Origin of the sequence: Burkholderia sp. Bp8994, from assembly GCF_003853805.1 — a bacterium.
Taxonomy (GTDB): Bacteria; Pseudomonadota; Gammaproteobacteria; order Burkholderiales; family Burkholderiaceae; genus Burkholderia.
Genome location: NZ_QTQH01000002.1, coordinates 73,081 through 96,097, shown reverse-complemented (window position 1 = coordinate 96,097; position 23,017 = coordinate 73,081). Strand labels below are relative to the sequence as shown.

Here is a 23,017-nt window from a genome sequence, read left to right as displayed (position 1 = left end):
CGACCTTCCATCACGCGCGTTCGAGCACGGCCATCTCGCGCACGATCACGAGCAGCACCGCGAGGCTCGCGCCGCCCGAGGCGCGCAGGTCGGCGAGCAGGTGCTCGTAGCGTTGCAGCGCGGCTTCGCGGCGTTCGCGCCACGCGTGGACGATCGTCTCGGGCGCCGTCGAGTCGGCCGATTCCGCGAGCGCGCTGGTGGCGAGCGTGCGCTTGAGCCGCGCGACTTCCGCGAGCGCGGCCGCGCGCGCCAGCATGTCCCAGTGCGTCGGGGTCGGCAGCGAGGCCGCGCGTTCGCCGATCCACCCGTAGTTCAACAGCGTGCCGAGCGAGAAGTAGACGCCCGCGACCAGCTCGAGGCTGCGATCGCAGGTCGCGGCCACTTCGGCGATGTCGAGCAGCGCGGCCGAGATGTCGCCGCTCGCGACGCGTACCGCGAGCGCGCTCTCGACGCCGGCTTCGACCAGCGCGCGCTGCCGCTCGGACAGCGCCTCCAGATCGGCGGTTGGCAGCAACGACGGCAATTGCGGCGCGATGCGCTGCACCGCGTCGCGGCACCGCGCGATCAGGCCGGCGACGCCGCCGTCGGCCACCGTGCCCGACTGCAACTGCCGCAGGAACCACAGCGCCGCGCGTTCCAGCAGCCGCGCGACGTCGACGAACATGCGCGCCTGCACGTCGTCGGCGACGCGGTTGTCGAGCGCGTCGATGTCGCGCCACACCGCATCGAGATCGAACACGTCGCGCGCCATGATGCAGGCGCGCACGATGTCGCCCGGCTTCGCGTCGGTTTCCTCCATCAGCCGGTGCACGAACGCGCAGCCGACCCGGTTGACGAGCGCGTTGGTCAGGTGCGTCGCGAGAATCTCGCGGCGCAGCGGGTGGCGCTGCATCGGTTCGCTGAAGCGCTGTTGCAGCGGCTTCGGGAAATAGTCGACGAGCATCGCGGCGACGAGCGGATCCTCGGGCACGTCGGATTCGAGCAGCGCGTCGTACAGCCACATCTTGCTGTACGCGAGCAGCACCGCGCGCTCCGGCGACGTGAGGCCCTGTTTCGCGGCCTGCCGTTCGGCGATCTCGTCGTCGGTCGGCAGGAATTCGATCACGCGGTTCAGGCGGCCCGCGCGTTCGAGCCAGCGCATCAGGCGCGCCTCGGCGTCGAGCAGCTCGACGCCGTAGCGGCCCGCGATCGACAGCGCCTGCGTCTGGTAGTAGTTGTCGCGCAGCACGAGCAGCCCGACTTCGTCGGTCATTTCCGCGAGCAGCGCGTTGCGCTGCTTCTCGGTCATCTCGCCGTCGCCGACGACGAGCCCGAGCAGGATCTTGATGTTGACTTCGTGATCCGAACAATCGACGCCGGCCGAGTTGTCGATCGCGTCGGTGTTGATGCGCCCGCCGCGCTGCGCGAACTCGATGCGGCCGAACTGCGTGCAGCCGAGGTTGCCGCCTTCGCCGACGACCTTGCAGCGCAGGTCCGCGCCGTTCACGCGTACCGCGTCGTTCGCGCGATCGCCGACCTGCTGGTGGGTTTCGCGCGCGGCCTTCACGTAGGTGCCGATGCCGCCGTTGTACAGCAGGTCGACCGGCGCCTGCAGGATCGCGCGGATCAGCTCGGTCGGCGGCAGCGCCTGCGCGTCGATGCCGAGCGCGGCCTGCACGGCCGGCGACAGCGGGATCGTCTTCGCGGTGCGCGGGTAGACGCCGCCGCCCGCCGAGATCACCGACGTGTCGTAGTCGGCCCAGCTCGAGCGTTCGAGCGCGAACATCCGCTGGCGCTCCGCGAAGCTCGTCGCCGGGTCGGGGTTCGGGTCGAGGAACACGTGGCGATGATCGAACGCCGCGACGAGCCGGATATGCGGCGACAGCAGCATCCCGTTGCCGAACACGTCGCCCGACATGTCGCCGACGCCGACCACGGTGAAGTCGGTCGTCTGCGTATCGATGCCCATCTCGCGGAAGTGCCGCTTCACCGATTCCCACGCGCCGCGCGCGGTGATCGCCATCTTCTTGTGGTCGTAGCCGACCGAGCCGCCGGACGCGAACGCGTCGTCGAGCCAGAAACCGTATTCGTGCGAGATCGCGTTCGCGTAGTCGGAGAAGGTGGCCGTGCCCTTGTCGGCCGCGACGACGAGATACGGATCGTCGGGGTCGTGGCGCACCACGTCGGGCGGCGGCACGATCGCGTTGCCGGCGAGATTGTCGGTCAGGTCGAGCAGGCCGCGCAGGAAGGTCTGGTAGCACGCGATGCCTTCGCGCATCCACGCTTCGCGATCGCTCGGCGGCGGCGGGTTCTTCACGACGAAGCCGCCTTTCGAGCCGACCGGCACGATCACGACGTTCTTCACCATCTGCGCCTTCATCAGCCCGAGCACCTCGGTGCGGAAATCCTCGCGACGGTCGGACCAGCGCAGCCCGCCGCGCGCGACGCGCCCGCCGCGCAGGTGCACGCCCTCGACGCGCGGCGAGTACACCCAGATCTCGAACATCGGCTTCGGCTCGGGCAGGCCGGGCACCTTCGCCGGATTGAACTTGAACGACAGGTACGGCTTCGATTCGCCGTTCGCGTCGTGCAGGAAATAGTTGGTGCGCTCGGTCGCGTTGATCACGCCGAGAAACTGGCGCAGGATCCGGTCCTCGTCGAGGTTCGGCACCTGGTCGAGCGCCGTCTCGATCGCCTTCAGCAGGCGTTCGGCCTGCACGTCGCGCGTGCCGCCCGTGGCCGGGTCGAAGCGCACCAGGAACAGCTCGACGAGCTGCCTTGCGATCGCCGGGTTGCCGGTCAGCGCGCGCTCGATATAGGCGTCGCTGAACGTCGAGCCGACCTGTCGCAGGTATTTCGCATACGCGCGCAGGATCGTGACTTCGCGCGCGCTCAGGTGCGCGCGCAGCACGAGGCGGTTGAAGTCGTCGTTCTCGATCCGGCCGCTCCAGATCCGGTCGAACGCATCCTCGAACAGGCCTTTCACACGCTCGATGTCGAACTCGGTATCGTCGGCGAGTTCGAGGCCGAAGTCGTGCACCCAGGCGGGCGCGGCATCCTGCGTCTGGATCCGGTACGGCCGCTCCTCGTCGACGCGCACGCCGAGATGCTCGAGCATCGGCAGGCTGCGCGACAGCGCGATCGGGTCGCCCGCGCGATACACCTTGAAGCGGAACGCGCGCGCGTCGGCCTCGATCGGGCGGTACAGGTTCATCGCCAGCTGGCCCGACGCCTTCACGCGCTCGATCAGCTCGATGTCGCGCACGGCCGTGCGCGCCGGATAGTCGTCGCGATAGCCGGCCGGGAACGAGTCCGCATAGTGCTGCAGCAGGCGGTTGCCTTGTTCTTCGCCGAACGCGTCGAGCAGCGCGTCGGCGAGATCGTCCTGCCAGCGGCGTGCCACCTGCACGAGCCGCGTTTCGAGTTCGCGCGTGTCGACGTCGGGCATCGTGCCCGGTTCCGCATGGACGACGAAATGAATCCGCGCGATCGCCGATTCCGACAGCAGCGGCGTGAACTCGACGTTCACGCCGTTGTACGCATCGACGAGCAGCTTCGCGATGCGGCGGCGCAGGTCGGTGTTGTACTTGTCGCGCGGCACGAACGCGAGGCACGACACGAAGCGGTCGAAGCGGTCGCGCCGTACGAACAGGCGCGTGCGCTGGTGTTCCTGCAGGCGCAGGATGCCCAACGCGATGTCGTAGAGCTGGTCTTCGTCGGCCTGGAACAGTTCGTCGCGCGGATAGGTTTCGAGCACCGTCACCAGCGACTTGCCGAGATGCCCCTTCGGCAGGAAGCCCGCGCGCCGCACGATGTTCGCGCATTTGCGGCGCACGATCGGTATCTCGGTGTACGAACCGAAATAGGACGTCGACGTGTAGAGTCCGATGAAGCGCCGTTCGCCGGTCACCTTGCCGTCGGCGCCGACGAGTTTCACGCCGACGTAGTCGAGATAGCCGGGCCGGTGCACGGTCGCGCGCGAGTTCGCTTTCGTCAGGAAGATCGGCCAGGGGCCGGTGATGATCTCGGCGGCGGCCGGCGGCAGCGGCGTCACGTCCGGCGCACCGGGCGCGCGCAGCGATTCGCGCAGCAGGCCGCAGCCGGAGCCTTCGACGCCGCGCAGGCCGAAACCCGTGCCGTCCGACACGAGCGCGTAGTCGCGCTGGCCGAGGAAGGTGAAGTGGTCGGCGACCATCCATTCGAGGAACGCGCGCGCCTCGATGTCTTCCGCGGTGGATTCGCGGGCCTTCATGTCCTTGATCGTCGCGCGCGCGATGTCGACGATCTTCGGCCAGTCCTCCACCGATGCGCGCACGTCGCCGAGTACGCGCGCGATGTCGTTGCGCAGCGTGTTGAGCAGCGCGGCGTCGCCGCAGCGGTCGACTTCGAAGTGGATGAACGACGCGAGCTGCGACTGGCCGTCGCCGGCCGTCGCGCCGCCGGCGTCGACGCGCTCGATCGCGCCGTCGCCGCCGCGCCAGATGCGGAACACCGGGTGCAGCGCCGAGTGCAGCGCGAGCCCGAGGCGGTTGACGGCCATCGTCACCGAGTCGACGAGGAACGGCATGTCGTCGTTGACGATCTCGATCACCGTGTGGTCGGAGTGCCAGCCGTGCTGTTCGAGGATCGGGTTGTACACGCGCAGCCGCTCGCTGCCGGGCACGAATTTCTGGGCGGTCTGCCAGTGCGCCATCGCGGCGCCGTAGAGGTCGGCGATGCCGCGATTCTGCAGATCATCGGCGTCGACGAAATCGTAGTAATGACGCAGGAACGGTTCGACGATCCGGAACGTGGCTTCGGGCAGGCGTCCGCGCGCGAATTCGACGACATCGGAGAGCAGGTGTGCGACGACTTCTTCGTTCTTCGCTTCCATGGCGGTCTCCTGGTCGGGTGGCCATTGGCTGCTGCGTCTGTGCCGCATTATATGCGCCGATTGCGTGACAACGCGATGTGCGGGCGCACAACGCGGCGCAGGGAACGAAGGCCGCGTGCGACGCCGGTGGCCGGCGTCGCACGGGCGGGTCAGGCGAGGTCCGGCGGCTTCAGGTCGGGGTGCCGCGCGTAGAGCGGATTCATGAAATCGAGCAGCATCGTGGTCAGCAGTTGCGACACGAATTCGCGGTAGGCGACGAATTCCGAATCCGGACACGACGCCTTGACGGTCAGCAGGGAGCGATCCAGATCGGCTCCCATTTGCAAGATCATGTCGCTAAGGGCACTTGCGATTTGCTTGTCAGAGATCACTTTTTTGCCTTTTTGGCATCCCGCCAACGCGTTACAACTGTTGACGCAGAGATGACAAACTGGCGCCAAGTGGCATGCGTCCAAGGGCCGGACGCACACCAATCCCGGGGCGCGTCAGCGTTCGTCGCTCCACAGCTTGCCGCCCGTCGCCCAGTTCCCCTTCTTCACGTCGGCGAGGATGATGTCGACCGAGCCCGGGTCGCAGCCGAGCGTCTCGCACGTGACGCGCGTGATCGCTTCGACGAATGCGCGCTTCTGCTCGACCGTGCGGCCTTCGAACAACTGGATATTGAAAGTCGGCATGACTGGATGCTCCGATGGTTGGGGGTAGGGAAGTCGGGACGCGAGCGGCGTCAGTCGCGATACGACTGATCGATCCGGTCGAGGCGGCGCAGCAGCGCCGGCCATTCCAGTTCGCCCTCGATCGCGCCGCCGTCGCGCAACTGCGCGGCGGTGCGCTCGGCGACGGCCGGCTCGGGCAGCACGAGCGGCCCGCCGCCTGCCTGCGCGCGCACCTGGATGTCGCAGGCCTTGATCAGCGTATCCATCAGCACATATGCCTCGGCGACGGTCCGGCCGACCGTCAGCGTGCCATGGTTGCGCAGCAGCATCGCGGATTTCGCGCCGAGGCTGGCGGTCAGCCGCGTGCCTTCGGCCGGCGAGAACGCGAGCGCCTCGTAGTCGTGGTACGCGAGGTCGCCGTGAAACCGCAGCGCGTGCTGCGACGCGGGCAGCAGCCCGTCGCGCTGGATCGACACGGCGATGCCGGCCGTATTGTGCAGGTGCATCACGCAGACGGCGTCCGGCCGCGCGGCGTGCACGGCCGCGTGCAGTGCAAAACCGGTCACGTTGACTGCGTATTCGCTCTCGCCGATCCGGTTGCCGGCCAGGTCGATCTTCACGAGATTCGATGCGCGAACCTCGTCGAACGCGAGGCCGAACGGGTTGATCAGGAAGTGCCCGGGTTCGCCGGGCACGGTCGCGGAAAGATGCGTGTAGATCAGGTCGTCCCAGCCGTTCAGCGCGACGAGGCGATAGGCGGCGGCGAGATCGACGCGCAACCGGCGCTCGGCGTCCGAGATCGGGCCGCCGGGCTTCACGGTGTCAGGACGGTGTGCGAACGACGACATCGGGTTCTCCGAGGGTGAAGCGGCGCGCGACGATCACCGTGATCCACGCGGCGATCGCGAACGGGGCCGTGAACGCGGGGAGGCCCGCGCGCGTCGCGAGCCACTGGATCAGCGCGGCGAGCGCGGCGGCCGCGAACGCCGCGCGCGGCCCGCGCGGCATCAGCGCGAGTGCGGCGAGCGCGCCGTTGAAGCCGAGCAGGCCGTCGGCGAACGACGCGCCGTTCGCGCCGGCCGCGATCAGCAGCACGGTCGACACGATCGTGCCGCCGAGCGCGAACGCAGCCGCGCGGCGCGACGCGACGGCGAGGCCGGCGACGATCAGCGCGCCGGCCCACGGGCCTTGCGCAAAGGTGGTTTGCGCGACGCCCGACAGCAGCGCGTCGGCGATGGAAGGCAGCGTCAGCGGCGCACCGGCTGTCGCGTCGCCCGCATGCTGCGGCGCGACAAACGGCAGCCACAGCGCGGTGACGGCGAGGCACGGGCTCGAATACGGGCACTGGCGCCAGCGGGCGAGCGGCACACGCATCGCGCGTTGCACGAGCGCCGCGCCGATCGCTGCCAGCGGTACCAGCGCGACGGCGGCGAGCGAGGCAGGCGCGAACAGCACGGCGATCAGCGCGGCGAGCGCACCGTTGAAGCCGTGCAGCCCCTGTTCGACGTCGCGGCGCTCGGCACCCGTCAGCACCGCCGTCATGCTGGCGGCGGCCGAGCCGACCAGCGCCGCGGACGCGAGCCGCAGGTCGGTCAGTGCCAGCGCGGCGAGCAGCAGCGCGCCGGTGACGGCATGCGCCTGCAGCACGATCTGCCCGATGCCGCGCAGCAGGATGCGCAGGTCGATCGACGGCGAGGCGGGGCGGGCGGTAGGCATGGCGGCGGTGGAACAGGACGAGCCGCGAGCATAGGACACAATGCCGTGCACCGGAATAGGGAATTCTGGATAGTCAGGATTTGTGGCGCATGCCCTGAGTTGGGGCGGGGCGCGAGTTTCGGCGTCTTGTCTGCCCGGGGCAATGGCGCTTTCGCGGGATTGCGGGGCCGGGAAGCGAAATTTTGGCCGCAGCCGGATTTTTCGTGCGTATGCTGACGCGTCGGCGTTTTCGGGGAGGAACGAATGCGTGAACTGCGCTGGGCGTCGCTCGAGGGCGACGGAATCGAACACCTGACGTTCGACCGGGGGGACGCCGGCATCGTCGTCGAAAGTGCCGTGGTCGGCCAGCGGTACGGCCGCGCGTACGGGCTTGCGTACCGGGTCGAGTGCGATCCGCAATGGCGGGTCAGGTATGCGGTGCTCAAGGTGATGGGCGGCGGCACGCTGGAACTGCATGGCGACGGGGCCGGGCACTGGCGCGACGGTTCAGGCAGCGCGCTGCCGGAGCTGGATGGCTGCGTCGACATCGACATCGCGGCGACGCCGTTCACGAACGCGCTGCCGATCGGCCGCCTCGGGCTCGCACACGGCGAGCGGCGAGCGATCGACGTCGCATACATCTCGACGCCGGACCTGAAGGTGACGCCGGTCAAGCAGGCATACGCGTGCATCGAGCCGGGCCGGCGCTACCGCTACGAAGGCATCTTCCGGAATTTCACGGCCGAGATGGACGTCGACGCCGACGGGCTCGTGATCGACTACGAAACGCTGTTCAAGCGCCTGCCGCCGTTGCGCTGAACCGCCGCTCGCGGTGCCGCGGGTGCTGCCGCGACCGCCGGTCGTTCATGCGTCGAGGCAAACCGGTCGATCCGCGCCGCGATCAGGTCGGGATTGTGCACCACGACCCAGTGCCCGCCGTCGATTTCCTCGCGCACGTGCTCGCCGAGCCAGCGCTCGAGATCGACCGACATTTCGGGCGTCACGTAGCGGTCGTGCACCGGCACGAGGATCTGCACCGGCGCCTGCGCATACCGCTCGCGCGGCTTTCTCGCCCGCGCGAGGAAATTCGCGCGGTAGAGCTGCAACCCGTTCAGCGCGTTCTTCAATTGCGCGGGATCGCGCTCGGGCCGCACGCGTTCGGTCAACTGCAGCCAGCGCGGCCACAGTGCGGCGCCGCCGAGGCGCCACACCAGCGACGGCACGACCGGCAGGTGGAAGAACGCGATGTACCACGATTTCAGGCTCTGCCTGAGCCGCATCTTCGCGCGGAACACGTGGTCGAGGCACGGGCCGGAGATCGACGTGTACGACGCGATCCGGCCGCGCAACGCAGGGTCGGTCACGGCCTCCCAGCACTGGATCGACCCCCAGTCGTGACCGACCAGATGGAACGGCCGCGCGCCGCAGGTCGCGTCGGCGACGGCCTTCAGGTCGTCGGCGAGCCGCGCCAGCGTGTAGTCCGCGCGGCGGCGCGGCGCATCGGATGCGCCGGCGCCGCGCACGTCGTACGCGATCACGCGGTAGCGCTTCGCGAGCCGCGCGCGGACCGGCGCCCACACGGCCGACGAATCGGGATAGCCGTGCACGAGGATCAGCGGCGGCGCGCGGCGCGGGCCGCTGACGTGGACGGCGAGTTTCACGTCGCCGGAGCGGACGGTCAGCATCTCGTGCGTGCGCGCCATGACGTCATGCCTGCGGAACCGGATGCAGCGGCACGCGGCGCGGGGCGGCCTGGGCCGCATGGCGCGCGTTGGTCGCGTCGATGTTCGCGAGCAGCGTGTCGAGCCCTTGCAGGTACTGATGGTTGTCGTGGTCCCACGGATGGAAGCCCGGACGGAAGTAGTCGAGCCATTCGCGCGTGATGCTCGGGAACACGCCGGTCCGCGGGCTGTACAGATACTTCACGAGCCGCCACATGCCGCCGAACCTGCCGTGTTCGCGACGGTGCGCGCGCATCAGCCGCACGTGGAAGTCGAACACGATCGTCCAGAACATCAGGGTCGTGAGCAGCATCGTGCTGGTGCGCAGCAGGTAGCTGCCGAGGCCCGGCTTCATCACGGCGTTCCATACGTCGTACGACACCGCCTTGTGCTCGGTTTCCTCCATCGCGTGCCACATCCACATCTGCTGATAGCCTTCGACCGACCCGTCGATCCGGTGCTCGTGGCCCGACAGCAGCTGGTTCGCGAGGATCGCCGTGTAGTGCTCGAGCGCGATCGTGATCGCGAGCTGCATCGAGTGCGGCAGCGTCTTCTTGAAGAAGCCGAGGATCGTCCAGAGCCGCTTGTCGAGCTTGTGCGCGGGCAGGCCGGACGACTGCAGCAGGTCGTTGTACTCGATGTGCTCGCGCGTGTGCATCGCTTCCTGGCCGATGAAGCCGAGCACCTGCTTCTTCAGCTCCGGATCCTCGATGCGGTCGCGGTAGTGGCGCACCGAATCCATGAAAAAGCGCTCGCCGGCCGGGAACAGCAGCGACAGCGCGTTCATGAAGTGCGTGACCGGCACGCCCTGGACGTGCCAGTCCTTCGCGCGTTCGGGCGGCAGCGCGAAACGGATGTCGCGCCGCACCGGCATCATGTTCGGGGTCGTCATGATTGTTCTCCTCCCTGATTGCCTGCGTTGTTGTAGGTGGCGTGAAGCGGCGCGGCGGCCGGCGTGCCGTAGCGGGCGGCCGCGCGGCGGGCCTTCGCGGCCTCGCGGCGCGTCGTGAGCACGACGAGCGCCTGGTACGCGGCCGGCAGGATGCGCGCCATCCAGTCCGCGGCCTTCGCGTCGCGGCCGATCAGCACACGCCGCTTGTTGCGGCGCACGCCGGCGAGGATCGTGCGCGCGGCGTCGTCGGCGGTCGTGATGAAGAACTTCTCGAAGCTGTCCTTGCCTTGCTGCTCGCTCTCGACGATGAAGCCGACCATGTTCTTCGCGACGCGGCTCGACTGCGCGATGTTGGTGCGGATGCCGCCCGGATGCACGCAGGTGGCCGACACGCCGCACTTCATCATGTCCAGTTCCTGGCGCAGCGATTCGGTGAAGCCGCGCACCGCGAACTTGGTCGCGTTGTAGCCGCTCATGCCCGGCTGCGCGAAGATCCCGAAGATGCTGGACGTGTTGATCACGTGACCGTCGCCGCTCGCCTTCAGGTGCGGCAGGAACGCCTTCGTGCCATGCACGACGCCCCAGAAGTTGATGTTCACGATCCACTCGAGATCGCCGTATTCCATCCCTTCGATCGTGCTCGACAGCGCGACGCCCGCGTTGTTGAAGATCAGGTTGACCTTGCCGTGTTCCTGCGCGGTATCGTCCGCCCACGCGAACATCGCGTCGCGGTCGCCGACGTCGAGCACGCGCGTCGACACGCGCACGTTCGGCGCGATCGCGCGGACGATCCGCTCGGTTTCGGCGAGGCCGACGCCGTTCTTGTCGGCGAGCGACACGTGGCAGCCGGCCTGTGCGAGCTGGACCGCGAGCGAGCGGCCCATGCCCGAGCCGGCGCCCGTGATCGCGGCGACCTTGTTGGCGAAATCTCTCATGTCGTTGGCTCCTTGTCTGGCTCAGGCCGCTTCGGCGGACGTGGAAGCGGAAGCGGCGGACGCGGCGGGCGCGGCGACGGGCCGCCCGCTCGTGTCGTGGTGCGGCGCGCGATACGCGTGGTAATCGGCGATCGAGAAGTGCGCGGTCGCCTGGCGGAAGCGCCAGGTGAAGCCTGGCCACAGCGTCGTGTTCTTGCCGGTGCGCGGGTCGAGGTACCAGCTCTTGCAGCCGCCCGTCGACCAGATCGCCTTTTGGAGCCGGCCCTGCAGGTCGGTGTTGAACTGCGCCTCGACGAGCGGGCGCACCTCGATCGCATCCGCGCGTTCGCGCTGCATCGCGTTCAGCGCGCCGAGGATGTATTCGATCTGCGACTCGATCATGAACACCATCGAGTTGTGGCCGAGGCCGGTGTTCGGGCCGACGATCATGAAGAAGTTCGGGTAGCCCGGCAGCGTCGTGCCGAGATACGCGTGCGCGCCGTCGCGCCACGCATCGACGATGTCGAGGCCGCCGCGGCCGATGATCGCGCCGCGCGGAAACGGATCGGCGACCTGGAAGCCCGTGCCGTAGATCAGGCAGTCGACTTCATGACGCTTGCCGTCGGTCGTCACGACCGCGTCGGCTTCGATGCGCTCGATGCCGGTCGTGATCACGTCGACGTTCTTGCGCGACAGCGCCGGGTAGTAGTCGTTCGAGATCAGCACGCGCTTGCAGCCGAGCGTGTAGTCGGGCGTGACCGCACGGCGCAGTTCCGGATCGGGAACCTGCTTGCGGATATGGCGCAGCGCGAGCTTCTGCACGTTCTTCATCAGCGACGGATGGATCGCGAAGCCGAGCACGCGCGATTCGAGCATCCAGTAGATGCCGCTGCGCACCGCCTTCTGCGTGAACGGCAGCGTGCGGAACAGCCACTTCTCGAAGCCGCTCAGTTTGCGGTCGGGCTTCGGCATGATCCACGGCGGCGTGCGCTGGAACAGCGCGAGTGTCTTCGCGCGCGGCGCGATCTGCGGCACGAACTGGATCGCGCTCGCGCCGGTGCCGATCACCGCCACGCGCTTGCCTTCGAGAGGGTAGTCGTGATCCCACTGCTGCGAATGGAACGCGCGGCCCTTGAAGGTCTCGACGCCGGGAATCGCCGGCAGCGCGGCGCGCGACAGCCCGCCCATCCCCGACACCAGCACGCGCGCCGACAGCCGCTTGCCGTTCGCGAACGTGAGGCGCCAGCGTCGTGCGGCCTCGTCGTATTCGGCGCGCTGCAGCTCATGGTTCAGGCGCAGGTGCGGGCCGACGCCGAAGCGCTGCACGCAGTCTTCCAGGTACGCGCGGATCTCCGGCTGGGGCGCGAACATGCGCGTCCAGCGCGGGTTCGGCGCGAACGAGAACGAATAGACGTGCGATTGCACGTCGCAGGCACACCCGGGGTAATGATTGTCGCGCCACGTGCCGCCGACCGACGCGGCCTTCTCGAGCACGACGAAGTCGGTCACGCCGGTCTGCCGCAGGCGAATGGCCATCCCGAGACCGGCGAAGCCGGTGCCGATGATGGCGATGTCGGTGGTTTCGTCCGGGCCGTCGTGGCCGGGCGGGCCGAAAGGCAACGTGCGAGCATTCATCCGGGTGTCTCCGATTTGGCTCATTTTTTAATGTTACATTGGTTGATGTAACGATAGTGGGTGAACCCGGAAACCGCAAGAGGCTAGAAGCGGCGCTCTAAGGGCCGGAAGCCGCGCGGGAAAAGGCTGAGCGGGGTTTGGAACGGTCTGCTTTCCGCATTGCGGAATGTGCGGAAACGGCCGCCGGCAGGGCTGGAGAGGCGGGAGACGAAGGCCGCCGACACGCGGCGACCTGTTTGAAACGCTATCAGGGACGGATCGGGCGGGCGGCCGTCTCATGGAAAACCCCGGCGACGATCGTGATCTGCGCGAGCGCGTAGAGGCCCCAGATCAGGTAGTCGATGCCGGGAAAGCCGCCGAGGAAGCGTCCGACGCCGATCAGCGTGTCGGAGCCGACGAAGATCAGGCTGCCGACGGCGACCAGCGGGCCGCGCGTGCGGGCCGCGAGCGCGAAGCTCGCCATCGCGCACAGCACGAGCATGTAGACGGCGACGGGTACGAGTAGTTCGCCCAGATGCGGAAGGAACGCTGCATAGAACGCCGGCGCGGCGATCCACAGCCCGATCAGTGCGAGGAAGCGCCAGCCGTGCGGCCGCGCGCGCCAGCGCACGAAGATCGCGCAGTAGCACAGGTGCGTGAGCAGGAACGCACCGAGGCCGAGGACGAACGACAGCGGCCACTCGGGCAGCGCGAGCAGCACGTCGCCGAGCACGGCCGTGACGAGCGCCGCGCACAGCCACGCGCGTTCGCGCGGTGCCGCGCAGGCGCTGCCGGCCGCGAGCAGCAGGATGCCCATCGCGGCTTTCGCGGCGGCCTGGCCGGGATAGGGCGCGGCGGCGAGCGACAGCCCGTACAGCAGCGCGGCGGCGATGGCGAGCGGCCAGAGCCGGCGATAGGGGGCGGGAAGCGTGGCGATCAAGGCGGGTGTCTCCGGGGGTGTCGTCGTCTGCGGTGGACGGCGCGCCGGCGGGGGCGCGGCTGCGGCCATTATCCGGAAGAAAGGGCGGGCGAGAACCGGCGAATCCTTCTAGGCGCGGCATGGCGACGGGGGGCGGCGGTGCGGCGGTCCGGCGGCATGGGATCGGGCGATGCGGCGCCGGTGCGCCTGCCGCCGCGCTGATCGTTTCGATGCGTTTGCCCCGGTCGAACCGGGGCAACACGGCGGTTTCGGCTTGCTATCATCGCCGCGTATCGACGTTGTCCCGCCCGGCCGCGCTACAGGGTTCGCAGGCCGGCGCGACGGCCGCGCCCGGCGAGGGCATGCCGCCGCGTTTTCATTGAATCCGTGCCGAGTCCCGCCAGCGCACCCGATGCAGTGGCAGGGGCCGGTCCTCCTGACCAACAGGTTCGACATGACCGAACTGCTCCACGGCGACGGCGCGATCCGTCGCACGACGCCATACGGCTCCTCGATCGAAAACACCTATGCGGGCGTGCTGTCGTTCATGCGTCGCAACTATTCGCGCGCGCTCGACGGCGTCGACGTCGCGATTTCCGGCGTGCCGCTCGACCTCGCGACGACCTATCGCTCGGGCGCGCGGCTCGGGCCGGCCGCGATCCGCGCGGCGAGCGTGCAGCTCGCGGAGCTCAAGCCGTATCCGTGGGGCTTCGATCCGTTCGAGGATCTCGCGACCGTCGATTACGGCGATTGCTGGTTCGATGCGCACAACCCGTTGTCGATCAAGCCGGCGATCGTCGAACATGCGCGCACGATCCTGCGCTCGGGCGCGAAGATGCTGACGCTCGGCGGCGATCACTACATCACGTATCCGCTGCTGGTCGCGCACGCGGAGCGCTACGGCAAGCCGCTGTCGCTGATCCACTTCGATGCGCACTGCGATACGTGGGCCGACGACGAGCCGGACAGCCTCAATCACGGCACGATGTTCTACAAGGCGGTGAAGGAAGGGCTGATCGATCCGGCGACGTCGGTGCAGGTCGGCATCCGTACGTGGAACGACGATTTCCTCGGGATCGAGCGGCTCGATGCCGCGTGGGTGCATGAGCATGGTCCGCGCGCGGCGGTGGAGCGGATTGTCGACATCGTCGGCGCGCGGCCCGCGTACCTGACGTTCGATATCGACTGTCTCGATCCGGCGTTCGCGCCCGGCACGGGGACGCCGGTCGCGGGCGGGTTGTCGTCCGCACAGGCGCTCGCGATCGTGCGTGCGCTCGGGGCGGTGAATCTGGTCGGCGCGGATGTCGTCGAGGTTGCGCCTGCTTACGATCACGCGGACATCACCGCGATCGCCGCTGCGCATGTTGCGTGCGATTTGCTGTGTCTGTGGCGGCAGAAGAAGGTGGCGGGGCTTTGAAGTCGGGTGGGGCTGGCGGACACGGCCATAGCTTCCCGGCCCATTGCCGACCTTCAACGCCCCAACGTCAAGCCGAAAAGAGGACGTTCAACCCGACGCATAAAGCCCCATGCGGCCCGGCAACACCGCTTGCCGCTCAGGGATCGTTGACCGTTTCGGGCTCTGCCGGGATCAGGATTTCGAGCAGCTCGCAATCATCCGACCAGCCTATTACGGTATGGCGGATGCCCGGTGGCTGAATCCAGCACGACCCGGCCACCAGCCGCTGCGGTCCAATGCCTTCAAAGTCGGTCTGAAACCAGCCCTTCAGGCAGTAAACCAGCTGAAACTGCACGTCGTGGTGGTGTCGCACGCTCAATTCCGGACGGAACGGCGCAATCATGCGGACTACGTGCGCTCTGACAAGGCCGCTGGTTGCCGCCGCAACGCCCAAGTCCCGGTAAGTGGAGTAGCCGCGCAGGCCGCCAGTCTTGAAGTCGTCCTCCGCGTAATGGCTGATGACGAAACGCTGCGGCGCGTCGGGAAGAAAATGTTCCATGCACCCCTCCGAAGGAATGGGTCAGTGGAAAATGAAATACCGAACTGATCCGGAAAGCAATCGGTAGCGGCACGCACGCGGGGACGTCGACGTAATTGTCCGAGCAGAACCAAAACAGGCCGACGGGCAGGGTACCCGTCGGCCTGTTCGAAACGAGTGCGAACCGTGCGTTACTTCGCCGCGAGCGCGCTTGCCACGCCCTTGTCGGTCCACGCGTTATCGGCGACGTTCAGCTTCTGCGGAATCAGCTTCGCCGCATGGAACGCATCGGCCACGCCCTGCTGAACCGCGACGATCTTCTCATCGACCGGCACCGCGCCGAACGGCACACGCTTGATCCACGTTTCCACGAGCGGCTGCGGCAGGCCGACCTTCGGCGCGATCAGCGCGGCCGTCTCGGCCGGATGCCCGTTGACCCACAGGCCCGTCTCGCGCAATTGCTTCAGGATCGTGCCGACCACGTCGGCATGTTGCTCCGCGAAGCCACGCGTTGCCTCGTAGAAGTTGTTCGCGGGCGTGAGGCCCGTGTAGTCGGACAGCGTGCGGATCTTCAGCGAATTCTGCGCGGCCGCGTAATACGGATCCCACACGGCCCACGCGTCGACGTTGCCGCTCTCGAACGCGGCGCGCGCGTCGGCGGGCGGCAGGTACACCGGGTGAATTTCGTCGTAGCGTACGCCGGCCTTTTTCAGCGCTTCGAGCAACAGGTAGTTCGCGCTCGAACCCTTCTGCAGCGCGACCTTCTTGCCGCGCAGGTCGGCGAGCGAGCGGACCGGCGAATCGGCCTTCACGAACACGGCCTCGTTGTGCGGCGACGGCGGTTCCGCGGCGACGTACACGAAGCGCACGCCGGCCGCCTGCGCGAACACAGGCGGCGGCGCGCCCGTGTAGCCGAAGTCGATGCTGTTCGCGTTCAGCGCCTCGAGCAGTTGCGGGCCGGCCGGGAATTCGAACCACTGGACGGTGTAGCCGAGCGGCTTGAGCCGCGTCTCGAGCGAGCCCTGCGTCTTGACGACCGACAGCAGGCCGGCCTTCTGGTAGCCGATGCGCACGACCTTGTCGGCGCTGCCTTGCGCGAACGCCGATGTGGCGGCGACGGCGACGAGCGCCGTCGCGGCGGTGCGGGTGATCCAGCGGGTGAAACGAATCATCGAACGGACTCCATGCGAAACGTCTTCGGGGAGCGGCGTGTGCCGCTCGGTTGGAAGAATCGTCGCATGGGCGGTCGGGCCCGCAAACCAAGCAATGCCGATATGAATATGACGGCGGCGGTCCTATGCTTTGTCGCCGTCGCCTTGCGGGCCGGACGCATCGGACCTATCCGACGTGCCGGCCTGGCGTGCCGCTTCGTCACTGAGTTTCCTGTCGAGGATCGTCGCGACGCGGCCGCCCAGATACGCACTGGCGGCGTTCTCGAGCGCGCGGTTCGTCTCGCCCTCGACGAACACGGCCGCGAGCGGGCGCAGGCGCCAGATCGCATCGACGAGCGCGGGCACGTCGGTGACGGGCGGCAGCGTGCCTTCGTCATAGCGGTCGAGCCGCTTCACGACGAGATCGACGAGCAGCCGCGCGATCGCGTCGAAGTGCGGCCGCGCGAGGCTGATCACGTCGAGCAGCTCGCGCGGCGGGATGCCTTCCTTCGTCATCGCGGCTGCCGCCTCGAGCAGCGCGGGGCTTTTCGCGACGAACGACAGGCCGCGCCGTTCGAGCAGGCCGAGTTCGGTCACGCGCGACAGTTGCGACGCCGTCTGCGGGCCGAACATCTGCGCGAGTTGCGCGAGCGAATAGGTTTTCGGCAGTTCGTGCGACCAGCGGCCGCCGATCGCGTTTTCCAGGCCGAGGATCGAGCGCAGGTCGTGACCCTCGTCGATCGCCATGATCAGGTCCTGGATGTTCGACAGCGTGTAGCCGCGCGCGAGCAGGTGGTTGATCAGCTTCAGGCGCGCGACGTGCGTGTCGTCGTAGATGCCCACGCGCCCGCGCTTCTCGGGCGGCGCGAGCAGCCCGCGATCCTGGTACGCGCGGACGTTGCGCACGGTCGTGTCGGACACGCGAGCGAGTTCATCGACCGTGTACTCGTTGCGGGAATCCGGCGCGGCCTCGTCTGGCATGGTTGGAGTCTGTTTTGACATGCGGCCATTCTAGCGCGACGCGACAGGCTCGGGCGCGGCGGGGAGCGTGCGTGCGCCGTCGCCGAGCGCGCGCTGCATCAGCGCGGTGTCGATCCAGCGGCCGTGCTTGAAACCGACCGCCTTCAGCACGCCGGCCGGCTCGAAACCGAACGCGCGGTGCAGCGACGTCGACCCGCCGGTGCCGCCGTCGGCGATCACCGCGATCATCTGCCGCCACGGGCCGGTTTCGCAGCGCGCGATCAGTGCCGCGAGCAGCGCGCGGCCGATGCCGCGGCCGCGCTGCGTGTCGTCGATGTAGATCGAATCCTCGATCGTGTGGCGGTACGCGCTGCGCGTGCGATACGGCGTTGCGTACGCGTAGCCGGCGATGTGGCCGTCGCATTCCGCGACGAGATAGGGCAGCCCGTGACGCAGCACTGCGTCGCGGCGCGCGCGCAGTTCGTCGACGTCGGGCGGCGCCTCCTCGAACGACGCGACGCTGTGGCGCACGTGGTGCGCGTAGATCGCGTGAATGGCGTCGAGATCGGCATCGGTCGCGTCGCGGACGACGCAGGCGGCGGGTGTGGCGGACATGGCAACGGGCGGAGGCATGGGCAAACCCTTACTATGCGGGCGATTGCCCGGCGCGTAAAGCGACGGCCGGGCGACGGCCGGACGTCGCGCGTCGTCGCATTCAGTTCGGCAGCCGCTTCCTCTGCGTATCGCGCGGCAACTCGTTGAAGCGGGCGAAGTAATAGCCCGAAAAGCGGCCGAGGTGGCCGAAACCGAACGTCAGCGCCGTATCGGTAATGCTGGCCATCGGGTCGGTCAGCAGTTGCACTCGGGCGGCGTCGAGCCGGATGTTGCGCAGCAGTTCCATCGGGGTTGCGCCGTGGTAGCGGCGGCACAGCACGTTCAGCGTCCGGAAGCTGACGCCGGCCGCCCTGGCGAGATCCTCGAGCGAAATGGGCGCGCAGAGTCGCGCATGGATGAATTCGAGGAGCGCGTCCATTTGCCGGATGCCGCCCGGGGATCCGGATGTCACCGGTGGGTTGCACGCTTCCGGTGACGCGAGGGCATTCCCGGTTGCCGACGGCGGCGGGCAATGTACGAGCAGGAATAACGCGAGGCTGCGTTCGAAGTGGTCGCGCCACTCGGCCCGAATGCCGCCGTCGCCGGCCAGCGCGAGGACGTTGAGCAGCGACTGTGCGATCAGGTCCCATTGCGAGGCCAGTGCAGGCGGCAACAGAAATCCCGGCGCGAGGGCGGGCGGTCCGTCGTCGGGCGGGTGGCCGGAAACCGCCCGCAGCAGCGCATCGGGGACCTTGACGATCAGTTGCCGGGTGCCGGGCCGCCAGCGCAGGCGCACGCGCGTCCTGGGCGCGAGCACGGCGGTCCGTCCTTCGAGCACGTCCATCACATGTCCGTCGCAGTCGATTTCGGCGCCGCCGGCGAGCGACGTGTGGACGAGCGAAAAGCCGTCGAACGGGCGCGGCACGACCTCGACTTCGGCGCCGTACTGCAGCGCGTAGACGCTCAGACGATTCAGTCGCCCCTTGAAAAGCGCAGCGTCGGGCACGCCGTGCTTCCAGCGCAGCACATGCTCGGCCAGTTCCGCCGAAACCTGCTCGTGCGCATCCGTGCGCGATCCGGATCGGAACAGGCAATTCCGGTACAGCGCGGACAGCACGTCCGCATTCGGCGTGAGGGGCATGGGGCGTCTCCTGTGCGGCATTTCCGTGCAGTGCATCCGGCTGGGCCGCGGATGCGCGTCGTGCCGCATCGGTTTTTCTTGCGTGCGCGAAATCTCCTGAATGGATGATATTGATCTTCGTCAGGCTTGTCTAAGGTATCGCACGGGGTTGCAAGAATCGGACAGTCCTGTCCCCGCTCAGGAAAAATCCGGATAGCGCCCGGCGTGAGAAAAAAACGGATTGAATTCGTGCGCGGCCTGCAAATTCCGGATAGTGGGAATCATTGTGGCTTCCTACACTGCGTCGACGTTCGACCGGAAGCCGGTGCATCTCGTAAATAAATTCGGATAACTACTAAATATGCGGGCCGGCCGATCGTACTGATTCGAAGCCTCCCCACTGGAAAAGGAAGGAACTCCATGCGTCAAATCAATCTGCAGGCGCTCTCGGACGATGCGCGGCTGGGCCCGCTGCACGGTGTCGTGCTGTTCTGGTGCGCGCTGATCATCGTGTTCGACGGCTACGATCTCGCGGTGGCCGGCATCGCGCTGCCGGCGATCATGAAGAACATGGGCGTCAGCCCCGCGCATGCCGGCTTCATGGTGAGTTCGGCGCTGTTCGGCATGATGTTCGGCAACATCGTGTTCGGGACCGTCGCCGAGCGGATCGGGCGCCGGCGGGCCATCGCGGCCTGCCTGACGCTGTTCAGCGTCTTTACCGCGGCGGCCGGGCTGGCGCCGACGCCCGCGTTGTTCGGCGCCGCCCGCTTTCTGGCGGGGATCGGCATCGGCGGCGTGATGCCGAACGTGATCGCCCACATGACCGAGTACGCGCCGCGCCGCATGCGCAGCACGCTGGTGACGCTGATGTTCAGTGGCTATTCGGTGGGCGGCATGCTGGCGGCCGTGATGGGCAAGGGGATGATCGAGGCGTACGGATGGCGGTCGGTGTTCGTCGCCGCGGGCGCGCCGGTGCTGCTTGTCCCGCTGCTCATGAAATGGATGCCGGAATCGATGTCGTTCCTGATCAGGCGCGGCAGGACGGGCGAGCTCGCGCGCATCGCGTGCCGGCTCGATCCCGCTTACCGGCCCCGACCGGACGACTGCCATGTCTTGCCGCGGGAGGAACAGGCGGGCAACGCGCCGGTGCGCCGGCTGTTCGACGACGGTCGCGGGTTCAGCACGGTCATGTTCTGGATTGCCTGCTTCATGTGCCTGTTCATGGTGTACGCGCTCAGTTCGTGGCTGACCCGGCTGATGGCCGGGGCGGGCTACAGCCTCGGTTCCGCGTTGACGTTCGTGCTGGTGCTGAACGCCGGCGCGATGGTCGGCGCGATCGGCGGCGGCTGGCTGGCCGATCGCTTTCCGATCAAGACGGTGCTCGTTTCGATGTATCTGCTCGCGGCGATCTCGATCACGCTGCTCGGCTACAGGATGCCGACTGCGCTGCTGTTCGTGCTGGTCGGGCTGGCCGGCGCGTCGACCATCGGCACGCAGATCGTCAACTGCGCGTATGCGGGGCAGTTCTACCCGGTCGCGATCCGCTCGACCGGCATCGGCTGGACGCTGGGCATCGGCCGCGGCGGGGCGATCCTGGCGCCGATCGTCATCGGCGTGCTGGTCGGCATCGATCTGCCGCTGGAGCGCAACTTCATGGCGATCGGGCTGCCCGCGCTGGCGGCGGCGCTCGCGGTCGGCCTGATCGATCATCGACGCTCGGCTTCGCATCGAGATCAGGCGGGCAGCCCCGGCGAACGGCAGCAGGCATATGTCAAGCAATCCTGAGCAGTGCGCCGGCGCAAATGCGGCACGACGGGGCGCTGCGTCGTGTGGCGCATGGAAAGCCCCGGTCATGCGGACCGGTTCCGCTGAGAGGCGGACGGTTGCGAAGCGGCGAGCGCTTGCATGGGCGCTGATGGCGGCATCCGGCATCGCGCATGCGCAAGGCGGCACGACGTTGTACGGCATTGTCGATACTGGCGTTTCCTATTACAACCGAGCGGCGAAGGGCGGATCGACGGTGGACATGCCGCACCTGACGGGCGCAATGCCGTCGCGGTGGGGCGTGAAGGGCGTCGAGGAGATCGGCGGCGGATACCGGGTGTTCTTCGTGCTGGAAAGCGGCTTCCAGCCCGGCACGGGCCGGCTCGGTGGCGGCGGGCGATTGTTCGGCCGGCAGGCGAACGTCGGGCTGGGCGGCGCCTATGGAACGCTCACGCTCGGCAGGCAGATGAACATGACGGCCCATGCGCTCGCCAACGCCGACGTGATCGGGCCGTCGATCCATTCCCCGAGCAACTTCGACGCGTATCTGCCGAATGCTCGAAGCGACAATGCGATCGGCTACCTGGGCAAGTTCGGCCGATTCACGATCGGCGGCACCTACAGCTTCGGGCGCGACGCCGCCGGGCCGGCCGGCCCCTCCGCCACCGGCTGCGCGGGGCAGGTGCCCGGCAATCCGCTCGCGTGCCGGCAATATACGGCGCTGGTCGCATACGACACGCCGCGTTTCGGTTTCGCCGCGTCCGGCGATGTCAAGCGCGGCGGACCGGGCGCGGCGGCGCCGCTCGGCAGCAGCGCCCATACGAGCACGCACACCGTCGTCGACGGCTACGCGTTGGTGGGGCGAGCGAAGCTCGGCGCGGGGTGGATACGAAACAACGTCGCGGCCTCGGCCCATGTGCAGACCGATATCCTGTTCGCCGGCGTGACCTACGCGCGGACGCCGGCGGTATCGTTCGACGCGCAAGGCACGCGCTACCTGCAACGCGGGTCGGCGCGCAATACCGGCGCGAGCGCGACCCTGCTGGTCGGGCGTGCCAGTTACCTGCTGTCGAAGCGCACGCGCGTCTATACGTCGGTCGGCTACATGCTGAACGGCCCGACGGCGGCCAAGGCCGTCGCCGCCGGCGGGACGGTCGACGCGGGGCGTGACCAGTTGGGAATCATGGCCGGGTTGCAGCAGAAGTTCTGACGGGGCCGGGGCGTCAGAGCCGCCCCTCGGCCGCATGCACCGCGTCGGCGATTGCATCCGCGACGCGTTGCACGCGCGGCGACCGGCGCACGTCAGGATGAACGACGAGCCAGATTTCGCGCTCGATGTCGCAGCGTGGTGCGGCAGTGAGTTCGACGAGCGCCGCGGGGGCGGCTGCGTCGGTTGCCGCGGCGGCACGGGCGGGTTGGTGGGCGTTGGCGCGGGCACCGGCCGCGGCGCGGGGACCGCCGGTTTCGGATTCGCCGGGCGACCGGGACGCTGCCGGCAGGGCGTCGAGTGCTGGATCGTCGACGAGAAAGCGCGGCAGCAGCGCGATTCCCGCACCGGCCACGCACGCACGATGCAGCGCGGCCAGGTCGTTGGCGACGAACGCGAAGCGGCGCCCGGCCGCGAAGCGCTCGAGCCATTGCTGCTGCGGCATTTGCGCGAGCGCGTCGTCGTAACCGAGGAATGCCCAGGTGTCGGGCGGCGTGGCGGCCCAGTCGGGCGACGCGCACAGCGCGAAGCGCATCGTGCCGAGCCGGCGCGCGGCCAGCCCCGGCTCGTTCGGTCGTGACAAGCGCACGGCGAGGTCGGCTTCGCGCGCATACAGGTTGGCCGCGTGCATTTCGCCCATCAGGTCGATCCGCAGCGCGGGCCACGCGCGCTGCGCGCGGGCGAGCCGCGGCGCGAGGAAGTGGCTCGCGAACACCGGCGACGCGGACACGCGCACCACCCCCTCGAGCGCCGCCGCCCCCTGCGCGGCGCGCGCGAACGCATGTACGTCGGTTTCGACGCGCGCCGCATGTTCGGCGAGATGCAGCCCTTCGTCGGTCGGCGGCCAGCCGCGCGGCAGCCGGTCGAACAGCCGGATGCCGAGCGCGGACTCCAGCGCGTCGATGCGCCGGGCAACCGTCGAATGCTGGACCTGCAGCGCCCGCGCCGCGGCCGACAGGCTGCCGCCGCGCATCACCGCGAGGAAATAGCGGAGGTCGTCCCAGCTCATCGGCGGCGCGGACACTGC

The 23,017-nt window shown here is 68.4% G+C and carries 20 protein-coding genes; 4 read left to right on the top strand and 16 right to left on the bottom strand.

The window, feature by feature from the left end; all coding sequences use genetic code 11:
* Window positions 1-10 precede the first annotated feature (10 nt).
* The 5 genes from DIE04_RS02280 to DIE04_RS02260 form a co-directional block, all read right to left on the bottom strand.
* Window positions 11-4,852, bottom strand: a complete 4,842-nt coding sequence (locus tag DIE04_RS02280; RefSeq protein ID WP_044843192.1) for an NAD-glutamate dehydrogenase — start codon at window positions 4,850-4,852, stop codon at window positions 11-13.
* Window positions 4,853-5,001: 149 nt separating this feature from the next.
* Window positions 5,002-5,223: a hypothetical protein gene (locus DIE04_RS02275; RefSeq protein ID WP_124520765.1), complete on the bottom strand. Its 222-nt coding sequence runs from the start codon at window positions 5,221-5,223 to the stop codon at window positions 5,002-5,004.
* Window positions 5,224-5,337: 114 nt separating this feature from the next.
* Entirely contained in the window at window positions 5,338-5,526 is a 189-nt protein-coding gene (locus tag DIE04_RS02270) for a 4-oxalocrotonate tautomerase (protein WP_124520763.1), read from the bottom strand.
* Between the two features lie 50 nt (window positions 5,527-5,576).
* The gene (locus DIE04_RS02265) at window positions 5,577-6,353 is read right to left on the bottom strand and encodes a class II aldolase/adducin family protein (RefSeq protein WP_124520761.1); all 777 of its coding nucleotides are present in this window, start codon (window positions 6,351-6,353) and stop codon (window positions 5,577-5,579) included.
* On the bottom strand, window positions 6,328-7,221 hold the full coding sequence (locus tag DIE04_RS02260) for an urea transporter (RefSeq protein WP_124520759.1): 894 nt from the start codon (window positions 7,219-7,221) through the stop codon (window positions 6,328-6,330). The genes DIE04_RS02265 and DIE04_RS02260 overlap by 26 nt, the downstream gene beginning before the upstream one ends.
* Before the next feature lie 243 nt (window positions 7,222-7,464).
* Here DIE04_RS02260 and DIE04_RS02255 point away from each other — a divergent pair, with 243 nt between their 5' ends.
* Entirely contained in the window at window positions 7,465-8,019 is a 555-nt protein-coding gene (locus DIE04_RS02255; protein WP_124520757.1) for a putative glycolipid-binding domain-containing protein, read from the top strand.
* On the opposite strand, the gene DIE04_RS02250 is transcribed toward DIE04_RS02255, so the two are convergent.
* The 5 genes from DIE04_RS02250 to DIE04_RS02230 all read right to left on the bottom strand — a co-directional run bounded on the left by DIE04_RS02250 (window position 7,980) and on the right by DIE04_RS02230 (window position 13,281).
* Entirely contained in the window at window positions 7,980-8,903 is a 924-nt protein-coding gene (locus tag DIE04_RS02250) for an alpha/beta fold hydrolase (protein WP_124520755.1), read from the bottom strand. The two genes, DIE04_RS02255 and DIE04_RS02250, sit on opposite strands and share 40 nt — an antisense overlap.
* Window positions 8,904-8,907: 4 nt before the next feature.
* Window positions 8,908-9,813, bottom strand: a complete 906-nt coding sequence (locus DIE04_RS02245) for a metal-dependent hydrolase (protein WP_124520753.1) — start codon at window positions 9,811-9,813, stop codon at window positions 8,908-8,910.
* A complete protein-coding gene (locus tag DIE04_RS02240; RefSeq protein ID WP_124520751.1) occupies window positions 9,810-10,748 on the bottom strand; it encodes an SDR family oxidoreductase in 939 nt (312 codons plus the stop codon). The genes DIE04_RS02245 and DIE04_RS02240 overlap by 4 nt, the downstream gene beginning before the upstream one ends.
* Before the next feature lie 21 nt (window positions 10,749-10,769).
* Window positions 10,770-12,362, bottom strand: a complete 1,593-nt coding sequence (locus DIE04_RS02235; protein ID WP_124520749.1) for an NAD(P)/FAD-dependent oxidoreductase — start codon at window positions 12,360-12,362, stop codon at window positions 10,770-10,772.
* Window positions 12,363-12,609: 247 nt separating this feature from the next.
* Entirely contained in the window at window positions 12,610-13,281 is a 672-nt protein-coding gene (locus DIE04_RS02230; protein WP_124520747.1) for a lysoplasmalogenase, read from the bottom strand.
* Between the two features lie 433 nt (window positions 13,282-13,714).
* Here DIE04_RS02230 and speB point away from each other — a divergent pair, with 433 nt between their 5' ends.
* On the top strand, window positions 13,715-14,677 hold the full coding sequence (gene speB / locus DIE04_RS02225) for an agmatinase (RefSeq protein ID WP_124520745.1): 963 nt from the start codon (window positions 13,715-13,717) through the stop codon (window positions 14,675-14,677).
* 136 nt (window positions 14,678-14,813) lie between these two features.
* Here speB and DIE04_RS02220 read toward each other — a convergent pair whose 3' ends face one another.
* The 5 genes from DIE04_RS02220 to DIE04_RS02200 form a co-directional block, all read right to left on the bottom strand.
* Window positions 14,814-15,215: a cupin domain-containing protein gene (locus DIE04_RS02220; RefSeq protein ID WP_124520743.1), complete on the bottom strand. Its 402-nt coding sequence runs from the start codon at window positions 15,213-15,215 to the stop codon at window positions 14,814-14,816.
* A gap of 170 nt (window positions 15,216-15,385) precedes the next feature.
* Window positions 15,386-16,366, bottom strand: coding sequence for a sulfonate ABC transporter substrate-binding protein (locus tag DIE04_RS02215; protein WP_124520741.1), 981 nt, complete (start codon window positions 16,364-16,366; stop codon window positions 15,386-15,388).
* Between the two features lie 123 nt (window positions 16,367-16,489).
* The gene (locus DIE04_RS02210) at window positions 16,490-17,347 is read right to left on the bottom strand and encodes a MerR family transcriptional regulator (protein WP_124521827.1); all 858 of its coding nucleotides are present in this window, start codon (window positions 17,345-17,347) and stop codon (window positions 16,490-16,492) included.
* 9 nt (window positions 17,348-17,356) lie between these two features.
* Window positions 17,357-17,920, bottom strand: coding sequence for a GNAT family N-acetyltransferase (locus DIE04_RS02205; protein ID WP_124520737.1), 564 nt, complete (start codon window positions 17,918-17,920; stop codon window positions 17,357-17,359).
* Window positions 17,921-18,020: 100 nt separating this feature from the next.
* A complete protein-coding gene (locus DIE04_RS02200) occupies window positions 18,021-19,040 on the bottom strand; it encodes an AraC family transcriptional regulator (RefSeq protein ID WP_124520963.1) in 1,020 nt (339 codons plus the stop codon).
* Window positions 19,041-19,439: 399 nt separating this feature from the next.
* On the opposite strand from DIE04_RS02200, the gene DIE04_RS02195 reads away from it, so the two are divergent.
* Together DIE04_RS02195 and DIE04_RS02190 are read left to right on the top strand one after the other, a co-directional pair.
* Window positions 19,440-20,804, top strand: coding sequence for an MFS transporter (locus tag DIE04_RS02195; protein WP_124520735.1), 1,365 nt, complete (start codon window positions 19,440-19,442; stop codon window positions 20,802-20,804).
* A 130-nt stretch (window positions 20,805-20,934) separates the two neighbouring features.
* Complete coding sequence (locus DIE04_RS02190) at window positions 20,935-21,993, top strand: porin (RefSeq protein ID WP_260439257.1); 1,059 nt, start codon at window positions 20,935-20,937, stop codon at window positions 21,991-21,993.
* Between the two features lie 13 nt (window positions 21,994-22,006).
* Here the strand turns inward: DIE04_RS02190 and DIE04_RS02185 are convergent, their stop codons facing one another.
* Window positions 22,007-22,999 (bottom strand): LysR family transcriptional regulator, encoded by a 993-nt coding sequence (locus DIE04_RS02185; RefSeq protein ID WP_124521824.1) that lies wholly within the window; start codon window positions 22,997-22,999, stop codon window positions 22,007-22,009.
* Window positions 23,000-23,017 lie beyond the last annotated feature (18 nt).